The 17293-nt window shown below is 70.7% G+C and carries 13 protein-coding genes; 5 read left to right on the forward strand and 8 right to left on the reverse strand.

All coding sequences use genetic code 11. The features are described 5' to 3' along the window. The first annotated feature begins 35 nt into the window (after positions 1 to 35). Positions 36 to 371 carry an STAS domain-containing protein gene (locus Aiant_RS04140; RefSeq protein WP_189331017.1) on the forward strand — a complete coding sequence of 112 codons (336 nt, stop codon included), beginning with the start codon at positions 36 to 38 and terminating at the stop codon, positions 369 to 371. A 1156-nt stretch (positions 372 to 1527) separates the two neighbouring features. On the opposite strand, the gene Aiant_RS04145 is transcribed toward Aiant_RS04140, so the two are convergent. Further along, positions 1528 to 2577, reverse strand: a complete 1050-nt coding sequence (locus Aiant_RS04145) for an ROK family protein (RefSeq protein WP_189331018.1) — start codon at positions 2575 to 2577, stop codon at positions 1528 to 1530. A 115-nt stretch (positions 2578 to 2692) separates the two neighbouring features. On the opposite strand from Aiant_RS04145, the gene Aiant_RS04150 reads away from it, so the two are divergent. Then, positions 2693 to 4222 (forward strand): DUF1800 domain-containing protein, encoded by a 1530-nt coding sequence (locus Aiant_RS04150; protein ID WP_189331019.1) that lies wholly within the window; start codon positions 2693 to 2695, stop codon positions 4220 to 4222. A gap of 2 nt (positions 4223 to 4224) precedes the next feature. Continuing rightward, positions 4225 to 5460 carry a DUF1501 domain-containing protein gene (locus tag Aiant_RS04155; RefSeq protein WP_189331020.1) on the forward strand — a complete coding sequence of 412 codons (1236 nt, stop codon included), beginning with the start codon at positions 4225 to 4227 and terminating at the stop codon, positions 5458 to 5460. A 92-nt stretch (positions 5461 to 5552) separates the two neighbouring features. On the opposite strand, the gene mmsB is transcribed toward Aiant_RS04155, so the two are convergent. From mmsB to Aiant_RS04180, 5 genes are all read right to left on the reverse strand, one after another. Continuing rightward, positions 5553 to 6800, reverse strand: coding sequence for a multiple monosaccharide ABC transporter permease (gene mmsB, locus Aiant_RS04160; protein WP_212846950.1), 1248 nt, complete (start codon positions 6798 to 6800; stop codon positions 5553 to 5555). Next, positions 6797 to 8332: a multiple monosaccharide ABC transporter ATP-binding protein gene (mmsA, locus tag Aiant_RS04165; protein ID WP_189331021.1), complete on the reverse strand. Its 1536-nt coding sequence runs from the start codon at positions 8330 to 8332 to the stop codon at positions 6797 to 6799. The genes mmsB and mmsA overlap by 4 nt, the downstream gene beginning before the upstream one ends. A 71-nt stretch (positions 8333 to 8403) precedes the next feature. Further along, positions 8404 to 9528: a multiple monosaccharide ABC transporter substrate-binding protein gene (chvE, locus tag Aiant_RS04170; protein ID WP_229830072.1), complete on the reverse strand. Its 1125-nt coding sequence runs from the start codon at positions 9526 to 9528 to the stop codon at positions 8404 to 8406. A gap of 26 nt (positions 9529 to 9554) precedes the next feature. Continuing rightward, the gene (araA, locus tag Aiant_RS04175; protein ID WP_189331022.1) at positions 9555 to 11042 is read right to left on the reverse strand and encodes an L-arabinose isomerase; all 1488 of its coding nucleotides are present in this window, start codon (positions 11040 to 11042) and stop codon (positions 9555 to 9557) included. A 368-nt stretch (positions 11043 to 11410) separates the two neighbouring features. Further along, positions 11411 to 12394, reverse strand: coding sequence for a LacI family DNA-binding transcriptional regulator (locus Aiant_RS04180; protein ID WP_189331275.1), 984 nt, complete (start codon positions 12392 to 12394; stop codon positions 11411 to 11413). Positions 12395 to 12564: 170 nt separating this feature from the next. Here Aiant_RS04180 and Aiant_RS04185 point away from each other — a divergent pair, with 170 nt between their 5' ends. Both Aiant_RS04185 and Aiant_RS04190 read left to right on the forward strand, forming a co-directional pair. Continuing rightward, the gene (locus tag Aiant_RS04185; RefSeq protein WP_189331023.1) at positions 12565 to 13986 is read left to right on the forward strand and encodes a DUF2252 domain-containing protein; all 1422 of its coding nucleotides are present in this window, start codon (positions 12565 to 12567) and stop codon (positions 13984 to 13986) included. Further along, positions 13983 to 14387, forward strand: a complete 405-nt coding sequence (locus Aiant_RS04190; RefSeq protein WP_189331024.1) for a TIGR03618 family F420-dependent PPOX class oxidoreductase — start codon at positions 13983 to 13985, stop codon at positions 14385 to 14387. Before Aiant_RS04185 ends, Aiant_RS04190 begins: the two co-directional genes overlap by 4 nt. On the opposite strand, the gene mptB is transcribed toward Aiant_RS04190, so the two are convergent. Beyond that, complete coding sequence (gene mptB / locus Aiant_RS04195) at positions 14300 to 15823, reverse strand: polyprenol phosphomannose-dependent alpha 1,6 mannosyltransferase MptB (RefSeq protein ID WP_229830073.1); 1524 nt, start codon at positions 15821 to 15823, stop codon at positions 14300 to 14302. The genes Aiant_RS04190 and mptB overlap by 88 nt on opposite strands. A gap of 233 nt (positions 15824 to 16056) precedes the next feature. Then, positions 16057 to 17214, reverse strand: a complete 1158-nt coding sequence (locus Aiant_RS04200; RefSeq protein WP_189331025.1) for a glycosyltransferase family 4 protein — start codon at positions 17212 to 17214, stop codon at positions 16057 to 16059. Between the last annotated feature and the right edge of the window lie 79 nt (positions 17215 to 17293).

Here is a 17293-nt window from a genome sequence, read left to right on the forward strand (position 1 = left end):
GGGAGTCCGCCCCCCGACCCGAAAGATCTCAGCGAATGCAGGTATCGGTCGCGCACCACCCACCGAACACGGCCGTCCTCGTCCTGCGCGGTTCCCTCGACATCGATACCGCGCCCGCCCTGAAGGCCAACCTCGGCCGCCTGGTCGAGCGTCCCGCCCCGCGCGTCGTCGTGGACGTCTCCGGCCTCGACTTCTGCGACTCGATGGGTGTCGGCGTCCTGGTCACCGCCCACGGCCGCGCCATGGAGCGCGGCGGCTGGGTCCGCCTGGCCGCCCCGTCCGGCTTCCTCCGCCGCCTCTTCAACACCCTCGGCCTCAGCGACTACCTCCCGATGTTCCCGGACGTAGAAAAAGCCATAAAAACCGATTAACCCGTTTCCCGTACGCCCCGAAGCACCCGCCCGAGGCGCGCATGCCCAGCCGTGCACCCGCCCGAGGTGCGCAGGCCCAGCCCTGCATCCGCCGGAGGTGCGGATGCCCGGTCGTGCACCCGCCGGAGGTGCGGATGCCCGGTCGTGCACCCGCCCGAGGTGCGCATGCCCGGTCGTGCACCCGCCCGAGGTGCGCAGGCCCAGGCGTGCATGGCCACCCCGTTGTCCACACCATGGCGTCATCCACAGCCCGCCCGACGCTGCCCTCCGAAACCCGCCACACTGGTCGAGGAAGGTCCCCCTTGGGAGGGCGGGCTGCGAGCGCTGCAGCACCCGCATGCTCAGCGACGCCGACATCGGCGCGGCCGCCCCTCACGGTACGCGGCTGGTCCGACCCGCACGCCAGGCCACGGGGTCAGTGAGTCACGGTCGCAGCCGCCGCTAGCGGTCCGCTCCTGCGTGGTGTGCCGTTCATGATCCTGGTTGCGGTTGGTGCGATGCCGGTACGGCGCCGGTTCCCGGTACCCGGATCGTGTCCTCGGAGCGCCCCGACCCGGTGTCCCCGCTCGTGCTCGCCATCGTTGACCCGCCCGATTCAGAACCCGCAGCGCAAGGCCAGAACCCGGGCTGGCGCCCAGAGCCCTATCCCGGGCCCAGATAGGGCCATCAGCACCAGCTGCGTTTGCCGGGCTGGCACCCATGGCCCTATCCGGGGTCCGGATAGGGCTACCAGGACCAGCCGGGTAGCGAAGGGCGGGCAGGTGGCGTTGCCGGGCTCGCCGACCCGGGGTCCGGACAGGGCCATAGGTGCCAGCCGGACAACACAGGGCGGGTAGGCGCGGTGTTGCCCGGGCTCGCCGGCTGCGGCCTACCGGAAAAGTCGGACTTGGGCGGTGACTGGGCAGCGGACAGCAAGCGGGTGCGGGCCGGATCTGACTGGGGTCACCGGCTGGCCGTGACCGGCGGCCGGAGCCACAACCAGCGGCGGCGTGGCCTGGCACGCCGACCCCGACCACCGACGGCGTGGCCTGGCACGCCGACCCCGACCAACGACGGCATGGCCTGGCACGCCGACCCCGACCAGCGACGGCATGGCCTGGCGTGCCGACCGCGACCAGCCGCCGGCCGTGACCGGCGGCGGTGATCATGACTGGGGTTAGCGGGGGTTGTTGGCGACCGCGTCGAGGGCGGCCACCGCCGCACCCCGGGCACCGGCCATGTCCAGGTCGGCGACCAGGGCGAACGTCGCCGCCTTGGCCTGCTCGTCGCGGAGCTGCGTGTTCTCCCGGACGGTGTTGAGGAACCACTGCCGGAAGTGCGGGGCGGCCTCGACCACGCCGCCGCCCAAGAAGTATGCCGAGGGGTCGGTGAAGTTGGCCGCGATGGTGAACAGCTTGCCGATCGCCTTCGCCTGCTGACCGAAGACGGCCATCGCCAGCGGATCTTCCTTCTCGCCGTAACCGCGCAGCAGCTTCGCCGCCTTGCCGATCGGCTCGGCCGCGAGCGGGTGCTCCGGGAAGCGGGTCAACCAGTACGGCAACAGGTTGTTCTTGATCCCGGTCAGCGACGCGATCGCCTCGACGTCGCCGGCGAACCCGCAGTTGCAGACCGGCACCGGCTGGTCGTCCTCGAGCACGCCGTGGAGCGGGATCTGCACGTGCCCGAGCTCGCCGGCCATCCCGGCCGCGCCGCGGATCACCTTCCCGTTCTCCACCACTCCCCCGCCGAGGCCGGTGCCGACGATCGCGGCGACCGACGAGGTCTCCAGCGCGGCGGTCCCGAAGTGCCGGTGGTGGGCGTAGAGCGCGGCCGCGTTCGCGTCGTTGTTGTAGATCACCGGCAGGCCGAGCCGGGCCTCGAGCGCGCCCCGGATGTCGAATCCGTGCCAGGACACCTGGTTGAAGTTCGTCGCGCCCTTGGACGAGATCACCCCGTGCGCGCTGGCCGGGCCGGGCGTGTCCAGGCCGACCGCGCGGACCAGGGACAGCGGGGTGCTGGTCAGCTCCAGGATCCCGGCGAACGCGTCGGCGAGCGCCTCCACGGCCGACTCCGGTCCGTCGAGGACGCGCGACGGGTTCTCCACCATGTTGTTCACCAGGAACTGGCCCGTCGCGTCGAGGACGGTGGCGTTGTTGCAGGTGCCACCGTTGTCGAGACCGACGACGACCCAGGACGAGGGGGTGAGTACCGTTTCAGCCTGATCCACGGGTGAGACTCTACGTCCGTCACCGGTGTCCGGTCACGGGTGCGCGCGGATTGCGGGAACGTTAGTCACGGTTGCGGTCCCGACGGCCCCGTCCGCACGGGCCGAATCGAACGGCATGACGACGACCCGCCGCACTCTGCTCGCCGGATCCGCCGCCATCACCGCCGGGTTGATCATGGAGACGCCGGCCGCGGCGGCGGAGAAGACCCCGGGCGCCGCGGCGGAGAAGACCCCGGCACGACCCACCGCGACACAGAGCAGCGACCCGATCGCGCACCTACTGCGCCGCGCCACCTTCGGCGCCACCCCGGCCACCCTCGCCGAGGCCCGCAAGCTCGGCGCCGCGCAGTGGCTGGACCGCCAGCTGAACCCGCGGAAGATCGACGACACCGCCTGCGACCAGCTGCTGAAGCGACTCCCCCAGGCCCACGCCACCCCGGCCGCGGTCCGCGCCGCCCTCCCCAAGGACTCCTACGACGGGTTCCGCCAGCTGGGCCAGGCGATCATCGCCCGCGCCGCGTGGAGCGAGCGCCAGCTGTTCGAGACGGTCGCCGGCTTCTGGGCCAACCACCTGCACGTCGCGGCCCCGAGCAGCGGTGTCTGGGACACCCGCGGCGACTACGACGCCCAGGTGATCCGCAAGCACACCTTCGGCCGGTTCGCCGACATGCTCAAGGACGCGGCCCGGCACCCGGCCATGCTCACCTACCTGGACCAGCGCTCGTCGGCCAAGGCGCACCCGAACGAGAACTACGCCCGGGAGCTGATGGAGCTGCACACCGTCGGCCTCGCCTACGACGAGTCCGACGTGCGGGACGCCGCGCGGCTGCTGACCGGGATGACGGTGAGCAAGGCCGGCAATTACGTGTACGACGCGTCCCGGCACGCCACCGGCCCGGTCGACATCCTGGGGTTCCGGCACGCCAACCCGGCCGCCGACGGCGAGTCCGTGGCGCTGGCCTTCCTCGACCACCTGGCGAAACACCCCAAGACCGCCGAGCTGCTGGCCCGCAAGCTGTGCGTCCGGTTCGTCGCCGACGAGCCGCCCGCCGCGCTGGTCACCCGCCTGGCCAAGGTCTACCTGGACAACGGCACCGCGATCGTCCCGGTCCTGCGCGCCCTGTTCACCTCCGCGGAGTTCGCCGCCGCGGCCGGGCAGAAGGTCCGCACCCCGTTCGAGGACCTGGTCGCCGCCGTCCGCGCCCTCGGGCTGAAGCCGGAGAAGGACGGCACCAAGGGGCTGAGCTCGCTCTACGACATCCTGGTCGCGGCCGGGAACGCCCCGCTGCGCTGGGCCCCGCCGAACGGGTTCCCGGACGCCGCGGCGGTCTGGGCGTCGCCCTCCGCGTTCCTGATGCGCTGCAACCTGCACCTGAACCTGGCCGCCGGTTGGTACCCGAAGCAGCTGACCCGCCCCGCCGACCTGCTGAAGTCCCTGGTCCCGGCGCTGCCGGCGACCTACGGCGAGCTGGTCGACGCGCTCGCCACCCGGCTGATCGGGGCCCGGCTGCCGGCCGCGCACACCGCCGCCGTGCTCAGCGTCGCCGGAAAGCTGCCGACCAGTGCTGTCGACAAGAACGTCGCGGGCCACGCGCCTTACCTGATCGCGCTGGTGCTCGACGCGCCGTCCTTCCAGCTGAGGTGATCATGAAGACCGAACTCTGCTGCCCCGAGCTGTCCCGCCGCGCGGTGCTGGGCGCCGCGCTGACCGGGCTGGCCGGCGCCACGCTGAGCACCAGGGTCGCCTTCGCCGCCGAGGGGCCGGCCTACACCGGCGACACCCTGGTGGTGATCTCGCTGCGCGGCGGCTTCGACGGCCTGTCGGCGATCGCCCCGATCGGCGACCCCGGGTACTACCAGGCACGGCCGGCTATCGGCGTACCGAAGAATCTGGTGATCGGGGGTGACGGAACCTTCGGCCTGCACCCGGCGCTCGCCCCGATTCTGCCGCTCTGGAAGAGCGGGAAGCTGGCCGCGGTGCACGCGGTCGGGCAGCCGAACCCGACGCGCTCGCACTTCGCCGCGATGGAGGCGATGGAGAACGCCGCGCCCGGCACCTCGATCCGCAGCGGCTGGCTGGACCGGATGCTCGGGCTGACCGGCGCGACCGCGCCGCTGGCCGGTGTCTCGCTGGGGCACGCGATGCCCGCGCGGCTCATGCTGGGCGCCGCGGACGACGTGGCGATGACCGGAATCGACGACTTCACCCTGGCCGGCAACGACAAGCGCCCGATGGCCGCCGCGTTGCGCGCGATGTATGCCGACGCGCCTGCGGCGCTGGCCGCTCCCGCCCGGTCCGCCGATCGCGCGCTGTCCGCCACCCAGCAGATCAAAGGCTTGGCGTACGCCGTGAGCAGCGGCGCCGCCTATCCCGGCACCGAGCTGGGCGCCGCCCTGCGTGACGTGGCCCGGCTGGTCAAGTCGAAGGCCGGTCTCGTCACGGCGGCCGTCGACTGCGGCGACTGGGACATGCACGAGGGCCTCGGCACGGTGGTCAAGGGCCAGCGGATGTTCGACAACCTGACCGAACTGGCCCAGGCGCTCGCCGCCTTCGCCACGGATCTGGGCGACGCGCTGAACACCGTCACCGTGCTGACCATCAGCGAGTTCGGCCGGCGGGTGCAGGAGAACGCGTCGCGCGGCGCCGACCACGGCCACGGCAACGCGATGCTGCTGCTCGGCGGCGGCATCCGGGGCGGCCGGGTGTACGCGAACTGGCCGGGTCTGTCCCCCGGCGCGCTCGTCGCCGGCGATCTGGCCGCGACCACCGACTACCGGTCGGTGATCGGCGAGATCCTCCAGAAGCGGTGCGGGTTCGGCGCCCTCGACGGGGTGTTCCCCGGTGTGCGGCCGTCCGCGTTCGGCCTGGCAGCGGCGAAGTAGCTTCGGCGGGCCGCGGTGAGAAGGTTCGGTCCGTCTGCGGTGAAACAGCAAAGGGGGCCGGTCACCCGGCCCCCTTCACGCGAACTGGTTGCTTACCTCGCGCCGGCGGTGCGGCGCTTGGACCAGACGTCGAAGGCGACCGCGGCGAGCAGGACCGCGCCCTTGACGAACATGACGGTTTCGGTCTGCCAGCCGAGCAGGCCGGCGCCGTTGTTGATGACGCCCATGATCAGGCCGCCGGTGATCGCGCCGACGACCTTGCCGACGCCGCCCTGGACCGCGGCGCCGCCGATGAAGGCGGCCGCGATGGCGTCGAGCTCGAAGCTGTTGCCGGCGGTCGGGCCGGCCAGGTTGAGGCGGCCGGCGAAGATGATGCCGGCGACGGCGGAGAGCACGCCCATGTTGACGAACAGCCAGAACACGACCGACTTGACCTTGACGCCGGAGAGCGTGGCGGCCTGCAGGTTGCCGCCGACGGCGTAGATCTGGCGGCCGAAGACGGCCCGGTTGGTGACCAGGGTGTAGCCGACCACCAGGACGGCGAGCAGGACGAGGACCCAGGGCAGGTTGCGGAACCGGGCGAGCTGCACGACGACGAACATGACGAGGACGGCCGGGACGGCGACCTTGGTGATGAACAGCCACATCGGGTCGACGGTCTGGTGGTAGCGGATCCGGGCGGCCCGGGAGCGCCACTGCACGGCGACCATGCCGACCACGACGAGCAGGCCGACGATGATGCTGAACGCGTCGGCGCCGCCGAGCGGGCCGAGGGCGACGTTTTTCAGGAAGCCGGGGGTGAAGCCGTTGGCGAGGGTGCGGATGTCGTCCGGGAACGGGCCGATGCCCTGGTTGCCCAGGATGCGGTAGGTGACGGCACGGAACAGGAGCATGCCGGCCAGGGTGACGATGAAGGCGGGGATGCCGAAGTAGGCCACCCAGTAGCCCTGCCAGGCGCCGACCAGCGCGCCGAAGACCAGCGTCGCGAGGATCGCGATCGGCCAGGGCAGATCCCAGTTGACCATCATCACCGCGGCGAACGCGCCGGACGCGGCGACCACCGACCCCACCGACAGGTCGATGTGCCCGGCGATGATGATCAGCACCATGCCGATCGCGAGGACCAGGATGTAGCTGTACTGCACGATGATGTTGCTGAGGTTCTGCGGGGCGAGCAGGTCGCCGCCGGTCAGCGCGGTGAAGATGACGATCGTCAGCGCGAGGGCGATGTAGATGCCGCTCTGCTTCAGGTCGAAGTTGATCTTCCGGGGCGCCTGGTCCTGGGCACCGGCCGGTCCTTTGTCCATGGACACATCGGCATTGGTGGGTGCGACGGTCACGGCGCCACCTCCTGTTCTTCTTTCGTCATGAGAGTCATCAGGCTCTCCTGGGTGGCCTCGGCACGCGGCACCTCGCCGGTGATCCGGCCGGCCGAGAGGGTGTAGATACGGTCGCAGATCCCGAGCAGCTCGGGCAGCTCGGACGAGATGACCAGGATGGCTTTACCCTCGTCGGCGAGCCGGTTGATGATCGTGTAGATCTCGTACTTCGCGCCGACGTCGATACCGCGGGTGGGCTCGTCGAGGATCAGCACGTCCGGATCCGTGAAGATCCACTTGGAGAGCACGACCTTCTGCTGGTTACCGCCGGAGAGCTTGCCGACGACCGACTCGACGCTCGGCGCCTTGATGTTCATGCTGGCCCGGAACTCGTCGGCGACCTTGCGCTCCTCGTTGCCGTCGACCCAGCCGGCGTTGGCGAGCTTGCTCAGCCCGGCCGCGGACACGTTGCGCTTGATGTCCTCGATCAGGTTGAGGCCGTACCGCTTACGGTCCTCGGTGGCGTACGCGATGCCGTGGTCGATCGCCTCGCGTACCGTCCGGGCCTGGATCTCCTTGCCGTCCTTGATCAGCTTGCCGGAGATGTTGACCCCGTAGGACCGGCCGAACACGCTCATCGCCAGCTCGGTGCGGCCCGCGCCCATCAGGCCGGCCAGCCCGACGATCTCGCCGCGGCGCAGCGTCAGGTTCGCCTTGCGGACCAGCGCGCGGTCCGACTGCGTGGGGCTGTAGACGGTCCAGTCCTCGATCCGCAGGATCTCCTCGCCGATCGTCGGCTCGTGATCCGGGTACCGGTTCTCCAGACTGCGGCCGACCATGCCCGCGATGATCTTCTCCTCGGAGAGGTTCTCGATCTCGTCGGTCCAGATCGTCTTGCCGTCACGCAGAATGGTGACCCGATCCGAGATTCCCATCACCTCGTTGAGCTTGTGCGAGATGATGACGCAGGTGATGCCCTCGTCACGGAGACCGCGGAGCAGACCGAGCAGGTGCTCCGAGTCGGCGTCGTTGAGCGCGGCGGTGGGCTCGTCCAGGATCAGCAGCTTGACGTCCTTGGAGAGCGCTTTCGCGATCTCCACCAGTTGCTGCTTGCCGACGCCGAGTTCGATCACCGGCGTGACCGCGCTCTCGTTCAACCCGACCCGGCGCAGCAACTCGTCTGCCGCCGCGTTGGTCTCGTTCCAGTTGATCCAGCCGTGCTTGGCCCGCTCGTTGCCGAGGAAGATGTTCTCCGCGATCGACAGGTTCGAGGCGAGCGCCAGCTCCTGGTGGATGATGACGATGCCCCGGTGCTCGCTGTCGCGGATGCCGGAGAAGTGGCAGGGCTCGCCCTCGAACTCGATGTCGCCGTCGTAGGTGCCGTGCGGGTAGACCCCGGAGAGCACCTTCATCAGGGTCGACTTGCCGGCCCCGTTCTCCCCGCAGATCGCGAGGATCTCGCCCCTGCGTACTTCCAGGTTGACATCCTGCAACGCCTTGACGCCCGGGAACGTCTTGGTGATACCGCTCATCCGCAGGATCGTGTCGGTCATGCAGACCCTCCTATGGGCCGACGAAGCCCGCGCCCCACCCGCCGGGGGGCGGGCGGGGCGCGGTACTCGAATCACTTCAGCTGGTCGGCCGTGTAGTAGCCGCTGTCGACGAGCTCCTTCTGGTAGTTGCTCTTGTCGACGATGACCGACTGCAGCAGCTGGGCCGGGACGACCTTCTTGCCGTTGTCGTAGTCGGTGGTGTTGTTCGTGGTCGGGGTCTGGCCCTTCAGGATCGCGTCGGCCATCTCACCGGTCACCTTGGCCAGCTGGCGGGTGTCCTTGTAGATGGTCGAGTACTGCTCACCCTTGATGATCGACTTGGTCGAGGCCAGCTCGGCGTCCTGACCGGTGACGACCGGGTACTTGCCGTCGGTGCCGTAGCCACCCGACTTCAGCGCGGAGAGGATACCGATCGAGATGCCGTCGTACGGCGAGAGCACGCCGTTGATCTTGGTGCCACCCTTGTAGGTGGAGGTCAGGATGTTCTCCATGCGCTTCTGCGCGGTCTCCGGGTCCCAGCGCAGGGTGGCGACCGTCTTGAAGTCGGTCTGGCCGGACTTCACGACCAGCGTGCCGTCCTTGATGTACGGGTCGAGGATGCTCTTCGCGCCGTTGAAGAAGAACGTCGCGTTGTTGTCGTCCGGCGAACCCGCGAACAGCTCGATGTTGAACGGGCCCTTCGCGTCGCCCTTGCTGCCGTCCGCCTTCAGCACGCCCAGACCGGTCAGCAGCGAGGTGGCCTGCTGCACACCGACCTTGAAGTTGTCGAACGTGGTGTAGTAGTCCACCGTCGCGCTGTCGCGGATCAGCCGGTCGTACGCGATCACCGGGATCTTCGCGGCCTCGGCGTTGTCCAGCTGCGAGGAGAGCGCGGTGCCGTCGATCGACGCGATGATCAGCAGCTTGGCACCCTTGCTGATCTGCGCGTCCAGCTGCTGCGTCTGGGTCGGGATGTCGTTCTCCGCGTACTGCAGATCGACCTTGTAACCCAGACCCTCGAGCTGCGACTTGAGGTTGTCGCCGTCGTGGATCCAGCGCTCCGACGACTTGGTCGGCATCGTGATACCGATCAGCGCACCGGCAGTGTTGCCGCCGGCCGCCTCCTTGTCGGTGGTCTTCTCGGCGTCCCCACAGGCGGCCATGGTCGTCACCAGTGTGGCAGCGGCGAACGCTGCCGCGAGCCGGGTGTATTTCACGGTGATTCTCCTCTTTGAGAGCGGTGTTACAGGGGGCGGGCCAGACGGTGGTACGCCTGGTTCCACCGCACTCGATCGGCGAAGTCGTCGGTCGTCGTGCGGTCTTCGATGAGCAGCAGCTCGGTCTGGGCCATCGTCGCGAAGTCACGGAGGACCTCCGCGCCGACAGCCTGGGTGAGGACGGTGTGGTGCGGACCGCCCGCGGTGAGCCAGCACTCGGCCGACGTCGACAGCGACGGCGCAGGCTTCCACACCGCGCGGGCGACAGGCAAATTGGGCAGCGGCTCGTCCGGCGGGACCACCTCGACAACGTTCGCCACCAGGCGGAAACGGTCACCCAGATCGGCCAGGCCGATCACCACACCGTCACCGGGAGCCGCGTCGAACACCAGACGCACCGGGTCCTCCCGGCCGCCGATGCCCAGCGGGTGAATCTCGACACGCGGCCGGGACGCCGCGATGGTGGGGCAGACCTCGAGCATGTGCGCGCCGAGGATCTTCGGCTCACCCGGGCCGAAGTGGTACGTGTAGTCCTCCATGAACGAGGTGCCCCGGTCCGAGCCGGCGCCCATCGCCTTCACGGTGGCCAGCAGCGCGGAGGTCTTCCAGTCACCCTCGCCGCCGAACCCGTACCCGTCGGCCATCAGCCGCTGCACGGCCAGGCCGGGCAGCTGACGGAGGCCGCCGAGATCCTCGAAGTTCGTGGTGAAGGCGCCGAAGTCGCCCTCGGTGAGGAACTGCCGCAGACCGGCCTCGATCCGCGCGCCGTAGCGCAGCGACTCGTGCCGCTCGCCGCCCTCGGCCAGCTCCGGCGCCAGGTCGTAGAGCTCGGCGTACTCGGCGACGAGGTCGTCCACGGTCTTCTCATCGGCGGCGTCGACCACCTCCACCAGGTCGTTGACGCCGTAGGTGTTGACCGAGACGCCGAACCGCAGCTCGGCCTCGACCTTGTCGCCCTCGGTGACCGCGACGTCGCGCATGTTGTCGCCGAAGCGGGCCAGCCGCAGGGTCCGCATCCGCTGGAGACCGGCCGCGGCCTGGGCCCAGCCGTTGATCCGGGAAACCACGGTGGGATCGGACACGTGCCCGGCCACCGTCTTGCGCGGCACGCCCAGCCGCGCCTGGATGAACCCGAACTCCCGGTCGCCGTGCGCGGCCTGGTTCAGGTTCATGAAGTCCATGTCGATGGACTCCCAGGGCAGCGAGATGTTGTGCTGGGTGTGCAGGTGCAGCAGCGGTTTGCGCAACGCGTCCAGGCCGGAGATCCACATCTTGGCCGGGGAGAACGTGTGCATCCAGGCGATCACGCCGATCACGTTCGGGTCGGCGTTGGCGTCCAGCATCACCCGCTTGATCGCACCCGAGTCGGTCAGGACCGGACGGGTGACCAGCTCGGCGCCCAGGCCCGCGGCGAGAGTGCGCTGGATCTCAGCGGACTGGTCGGCCACCTGCTGGAGCGTCTCCGGCCCGTACAGGTGCTGGCTGCCGGTGAGAAACCAGATCTGCGGTTTCATCGGTGTGTCCTTCGGTGTTGATGGTGGTGCTGTTACCAGGTGTCGATCACGCGGCGACGGACGGTGATCTCTCGCCAGAACCAATCTTGCGGCACCGGACACCCGGTATAGAGCTCGTCGAGGATCTTGGCCGCTTCCGTGGCACCCGCACCGATGTCGAGCGACCGCGCTCGGCGGCCTGACCGACGCCGATCACCGGCATCACGGTCAGCTCGAACGGCATGGATGCACCTCCACGAGAGGAGCCGGACGGTGGCAACGACCACGCACCGGCGGGGAGAAGCCCAGTGTTATCGCTAACAAAACGCGTGTCAACGGCTCTTGGCAACAAGGCGGTAACGGCCGCTTAACGGCGGCCGTGACCCCGCTCAGGCGGGGGGAGCGACGCTCTCACGCACCACCAATTGTGCCGGGACGATCACTGTATCCGCTGCGCCCGGTTCGTCCTTCATCTGTCCCAGCAACAGGGTCAGCGCGGCCCGCGCCACGTCCCCGAACGCCTGGCGCACCGTGGTCAGCGGCGGGATGAAGTACGCCGCCTCGGGCACGTCGTCGAAACCGATCAGGCTGACGTCGTGCGGCACCCGGCGGCCGCGCTCGTGCAGCGCCCGCAGCACGCCCAGGGCCAGGTGGTCGTTGGCCGTGAAGATCGCGGTGACCTCGGGCATCCGGGCCAGCATCTGCCCGGCTCGGTACCCCTCGGCGGCCGACCAGTCGGCGCTCAGCAGCGGCGGGACCTCCCGCCCGGCCTCCTGAAGGGTCTGCCGCCAGCCCTGGATGCGCCCTGCCGAGTCGAACCAGTCGGTCGGGCCGGAGACGTGCCAGACCGTCTCGTGCCCGGCCTCCAGCAGGTGCTGGACGGCCGCCCGGGCGCCGGCCACCTGGTCGACGGTGACCAGCGACCGCCCGGCCGCCGGATCGCCGTCGATGAACACCACCGGCACGTCGGCCGGGATCTCGGCCAGGGCCTCGGTGGCCGACGCCGTCTGGGCGATCACCACCAGCCCGGCCACCCGCTGGTCCAGGTGCCGGTCGACCACCGCGGAGATCGAGTCGCGGTCCAGCTCGCGGACGCTGCCCACGCTCACCGCGAACCCGGCGTCCGCCGCGGCCTGCTCGAACTCGGTCAACATCGAGGCCGGGCCGTACAGCATGCTGTTGCGGGCCACCACGCCGATCAGCTGCGACCGGCCGGTGACCAGGGCACGAGCCGCCCGGTTCGGCCGGTAGCCGAGCTCGGCGATCGCGGCCCGGACCCGGATCCGGGTCTGCTCCTTGACATTCGGATGATCGTTCAGAACGCGTGAGACGGTCTGGTGGGACACCCCGGCCAGTCTCGCCACGTCCGTCATCGCCGGGGAACGGGATCCCTTGGTCTCCACTTGCGCACCTCGCCAGGCTTAGATCTGATGGAGCTTAGCGGCAGGCCGCGCGTCTCCCGTTGTGGGAATGTTATCGATAACAATGCCTGCCTCGCGAGCCCCGCGCGGCCGGTACCGGTGAACCCGTACTCTCGGCAGCGATGGACGCGACACCCACGATCAGCAGCCACGTCGTGCTCAGCTCAGCGGGCGACGAAGGTTTCACAACCCTGCGCCGTCCCGCGCGGCCGCGCGCCGAACGATACGAGATCGGACGGTCACTGCGCGAGCGGTCCCCCCGCTCGGACATGGCGGACTGGCGTCCGCCGCCCGGCCGGCCGGACCCGGTGCGGCAGGTGGTGGCGTCCCACGAGGGCCGGCTGCCCTGGCTCGTCCCGGTCCGGATCGGCCGCATGATCGCCAATCCGTACGCGTTCCTGAGGGGAACGGCCGGACTGATGGCCGACGACTTCGCCGGCCTGCCGCACACCGGCATCACCCCGGTGATCTGCGGCGACGCCCACCTCGGGAACTTCGGCTTCTATGCCAGCCCGGAGCGCGAGCTGGTCTTCGACCTCAACGACTTCGACGAGGCGCACCCCGGGCCGTGGGAGTGGGACCTGCGCCGCCTGGCGGTCAGCGTCTACGTGGCCGGCCGGGTCAACGGCTTCCGGGAGGGCGCCTGCACCGACGCCGTCCGGCACTGCGTCGAGGAGTACCGCGAGCAGATCATCGACCTGTCCTCACGGCCGCTGCTGGCGCGCTCGTTCGCCCAGCTCGACGTCGAGGCGATGCGGTCGCAGGCGGGCAAGGGCAGTTTCCGGGACGAGATCGAGCGGGCGGCGCGGCGGGCGCGGCGGCGCACCAGTGACCGGGCGCTGCCCCGGTTCACCGAGCAGCGCGACGGCACCCGGCGGCTGGTCGAGGAGCCGCCGGTGATCACCCGTCCCTCGGACGACGACCGGGAGCTGCTCGAGCAGGCCCTGGACGGATACCTGACCACGCTCAAGCCGCACTGGGCGCGGATCCTCGGCGGCTACCGGATCCTCGACGTGGCGCACAAGGTGGTCGGCGTCGGCTCGGTCGGGCTGCGGGCCTACGTCGCGCTCTGCGAGGGCAGCGACCCCGACGACGTGGTGTTCCTGCAACTCAAGCAGGCCCGACGCTCGGTGATCGCCAAACACCAGCACGGCGACCTGGCGTGGCACCGGCACCAGGGGCAGCGGGTGGTGGAGTATCAGCAGGCGTTGCAGACGGTCAGTGACCCGCTGCTGGGCTGGACCACGGTCGGCGACCACCAGTTCTACGTACGCCAGTTCCGCGACATGAAGGGGGCGATCCTGGTCGAGGACATCAACGCCGGCGCGCTCGCCGACTACGCCGGCATCTGCGGCTATCTGCTCGCCAAGTCGCACGCCCGGACCAGCGGCGCGTCGATGATCGCCGGGTACGTCGGCAGCGGCGACAAGCTGGACGACTCGGTGGCCAAGTTCGCCCGGCTCTATGCCGACCAGGTGGAGAAGGACCACGCGGCCCTGGTCGCCGCGGTCCGCACCGGCGTCCTCGCGGCGGAGACGGCATGAGCGGGGTGATCAGTCTGGAGTCGGTGGCGCTGCGGGAGTTCTGGACCGAGCGGCACCTGTGCACCCTGACCACGCTGCGGGCCGACGGGTCGCCGCACGTGGTCGCGGTCGGCGCCACCCTCGACCCGGTCGCCGGGATCGCCCGGGTGATCTCCTCCGGCACCTCGGCCAAGGTCCGGCACGTGCTGCGCGGGCAGGAACGGGTGGCGATCTGCCAGGTCGACGGGCCGCGCTGGAGCACCGTGGAGGGCCTCGCGGTGATCCGCGACGACCCGGAGGCCGTCGCGGACGCGGAGCGACGGTACGCCCAGCGTTACCGCACCCCGCGGCCCAACCCGGCCCGCGTGGTCATCGAGGTCAAGGTCACCCGGGTGCTCGGCTCCGCCTCACTGACCGGCTGACGACGCTCGCGGGCCCAGCGGCGCAGGTACCGGACACCGAGGTAGATCAGGTAACCGGTGACCAGGGGCGCGCCCGGGAACTTCAGCGAGCGGACCAGGCCGGAGCCGTCCGGCAGCACCGAGAACGACGCCACGATCGCGATCAGCATCACCGCCTTGGTGCGCAGCGTCGTGGCGGCCAGCAGGGTCAGCGGCCAGAGCGTGTACCAGGGCAGGAACACCGGGGCCAGGGCCACCGTCGCGACCACGGCCGCGGCCGCCCCGAACAGGGCGGCCCGGACCGGATCGGCCCGGTCCCGCAGCGCACGCACCCAGATGACCACCAGCGTCACGGCGAGCACCACGAAGGCGACCGAGCGGACCGCCGGGACCGCGTCGAACCCCTTGTCGAACAGCTGCCCGGCATAGGTGATCGTCATGCCGACCGCCGTCGGCATCGAGCTGAACTGGACCAGCGCCTCGCTGTCGCGCACCCCGGCGATCCAGCCGTAGTCGAGCCCGGCCAGCGCGGTGATCCCGGCCAGGGTGGCCGCGGCCGCCCCGGCCACGCCGGCCGTGCCGACCACCAGGCCGCGCAGGTCGATCCGGCGGTCGGCGGCCCGGGCCGCCGCCACGATCAGCACCGCGAACGGGACGGCGATCAGCGCGGTCGCCTTCACCGCCACCGCGCAGCCGAGCAGCACGCCGCCGGCCAGCACCCCCACCGGCCGCCGGGCGAACCGGGTCACCACGGCCAGGCCGGCGACCAGCAGGCCGAGCATCACCGCGTCGTTGTGCGGGCCACCGAGCAGGTGCGCGCCGACCAGCGGGCCGGCCAGGGCCAGCCAGAGCGCCCTGGACGGCGGGATCCCGCAGCGGCGGGCCAGCACCGGCAGCCCGGCCGCCATGGCCAGCACTCCGGCCAGCGCGGCCAGCCGGAACAGGACCAGCGGCAGCAGCAGCTCGCCGAGCTGCGGGGGCAGCGCGTCGACGATCGCGGACCCGGGCGGCAGCGCCTGACCGGCCGCCACGATCGCCCCGGCGAGCAGGATGAACAGCGGACCGTACGGCGTCACGGTGTCCTGCCAGATCGGCGGGACCGCGCCGAGCCAGGTGCACGGCAGCGACGCGGCGGTCGCCGCATAGGGACTCAGGTCGTGCGTGAACAGCTCGCCCTGGCAGTTGTAGGAGTAGAAGTCGCGGCTGCCGACCGGCGGCAGGAACAGGAACGGCGCGGACCACAGCACGATGGTGCCGAGCACCCACCTCACGCTGTGCTCCCGATCACGGCCGGTCCACCACGCGTAACTCATCAGGCCTGTGCCGGCCAGCCACAGGAGGACGACCGGCAGGTCGTGACTCCCCCGGGCCGGCAGCGCTCCGCCGAGCAGACCGGCGGCGAACAGCAGGACGGAACCGGAGAAACCGACCCAGCGCAGGGCCCGCGACGTCAGCACGGCCAGATGGTCCCGTCACCGGATGAGCGGCAGGCCAGGCCGAGGCGAACGGGAGACGGCCATCCGGTTCGGTGCATGGTCATCCGACTCCGATCCGGTAGACAGCGGCAGGTGGGTGGTCCCTCGATCGAGGGACCGCCCGGCACCATAGCCGGGGTGGGCAACCCCGCGCAGTCCTGCGCGTTGTGGAGGTGCGGCTCCGGGCGTACCGAAAATCGGGTTTGCCTGTGCCTTCAGGCCGCCGCGGCCCGGCGCCGGAAGATTTTCGGTACGGCCGGAAGCGTCTCGCCGAGCACCTGCGCGTAGTGGCCGAGGAGCTGGTCGCCGACCGCGGTCCAGCTGCGGCCCCCGATCGCGGTGCGACCGGTCGCGCCCATCCTCCGGCGCAGTCCCGGGTCGGCGGCGAGCGTGGCGACCGCCGCGGTGAAACCGGCCTCCTCGTGCGGCGGCACCAGGAAGCCGGTCGACCCGTCGCGGACCAGGTCACAGGGGCCGCCCCTGGCCGGCGCCACCACCGGGACGCCGCTGGCCATCGCCTCCTGCACGGTCTGCCCGAACGTCTCGAACGGTCCGGTGTGCGCGAAGACGTCCAGGCTGGCGTAGATCCGGGCGAGCTGGCCGCCGTGCCGCGCGCCGAGGAAGGTGGCTCGTGGCAGGGCCTTGCGCAGGGTGGCCCCGGCGGGCCCGTCGCCGACCACGACGAGGCGGACACCGGGCAGTCGCGTGACGCCGGCGAGCAGGTCGATCTCCTTCTCCACGGCGAGCCGGCCGACGTAACCGACCAGCACCTCGCCGTCACCGCAGAGGGCGCGGCGGACTCCGGCGCTGCGCCGGCCCGGGTGGAAACGGACGTCGTCGACGCCGCGGCGCCACAGGTGCACGCGCTCGACGCCGTGCCGGTGCAATGCCGTCACCGACTCGGTGGACGGGGCCAGGGTGCGGGTGGCGCGGTTGTGCAGGCGGCGGATCCAGCGCCAGGACAGGTCCTCGCAGACGCCCAGGTTGCGGGCGCGGGCGTAGGCCGCCACGTCGGTCTGGTAGACCGCGACGGTGGGCAGGTCCAGTTTCGTGGCGGCGGTCCGGGCCCAGGCGCCCAGCACGAACGGGCTGGCCAGGTGCACCACGTCGGCATCGTGCGCGCGGATCGCGGCGCGCAGCGCGGGAAGCTTCGGCAGGCCCAGCCGGATCTGGGGATAGCCGGGCATCGGGATCGACGGGATCCGGACGACCGGGTAGGGCAGGGTGGCGGGTACCGGGCCGGGGGCGGGGACCGGAGCGATGACGAGCGGCTCGTGACCGGTGCGGAGCAGGTGCTCCGCGGTCCGTACGACCGAGTGGGCGACGCCGTTGACGTCCGGCATGAAGGACTCTGTGACCAGCGCGATGCGCATGCCCCCAGGGGAAGGCCGGGCCGGGGCCGGGCGGCAACGGTCCCGTGACGCCGGGCCGAACTGTGGTTGACAACACTGA

Origin of the sequence: Actinoplanes ianthinogenes (genome assembly GCF_018324205.1) — a bacterium.
GTDB lineage: Bacteria > Actinomycetota > Actinomycetes > Mycobacteriales > Micromonosporaceae > Actinoplanes > Actinoplanes ianthinogenes.

What these genes read in the sequence shown, in the direction of transcription:
- araA (WP_189331022.1), bottom strand. Translation starts at nt 11,042, where the DNA reads ATGAAACCGCAGATCTGGTTTCTCACCGGCAGCCAGCACCTGTACGGG.
- mmsA (WP_189331021.1), bottom strand. Translation starts at nt 8,332, where the DNA reads ATGACCGACACGATCCTGCGGATGAGCGGTATCACCAAGACGTTCCCG.
- Aiant_RS04150 (WP_189331019.1), top strand. Translation starts at nt 2,693, where the DNA reads ATGACGACGACCCGCCGCACTCTGCTCGCCGGATCCGCCGCCATCACC.
- Aiant_RS04140 (WP_189331017.1), top strand. Translation starts at nt 36, where the DNA reads ATGCAGGTATCGGTCGCGCACCACCCACCGAACACGGCCGTCCTCGTC.
- Aiant_RS04180 (WP_189331275.1), bottom strand. Translation starts at nt 12,394, where the DNA reads ATGACGGACGTGGCGAGACTGGCCGGGGTGTCCCACCAGACCGTCTCA.
- Aiant_RS04200 (WP_189331025.1), bottom strand. Translation starts at nt 17,214, where the DNA reads ATGCGCATCGCGCTGGTCACAGAGTCCTTCATGCCGGACGTCAACGGC.
- Aiant_RS04190 (WP_189331024.1), top strand. Translation starts at nt 13,983, where the DNA reads ATGAGCGGGGTGATCAGTCTGGAGTCGGTGGCGCTGCGGGAGTTCTGG.
- Aiant_RS04185 (WP_189331023.1), top strand. Translation starts at nt 12,565, where the DNA reads ATGGACGCGACACCCACGATCAGCAGCCACGTCGTGCTCAGCTCAGCG.
- Aiant_RS04155 (WP_189331020.1), top strand. Translation starts at nt 4,225, where the DNA reads ATGAAGACCGAACTCTGCTGCCCCGAGCTGTCCCGCCGCGCGGTGCTG.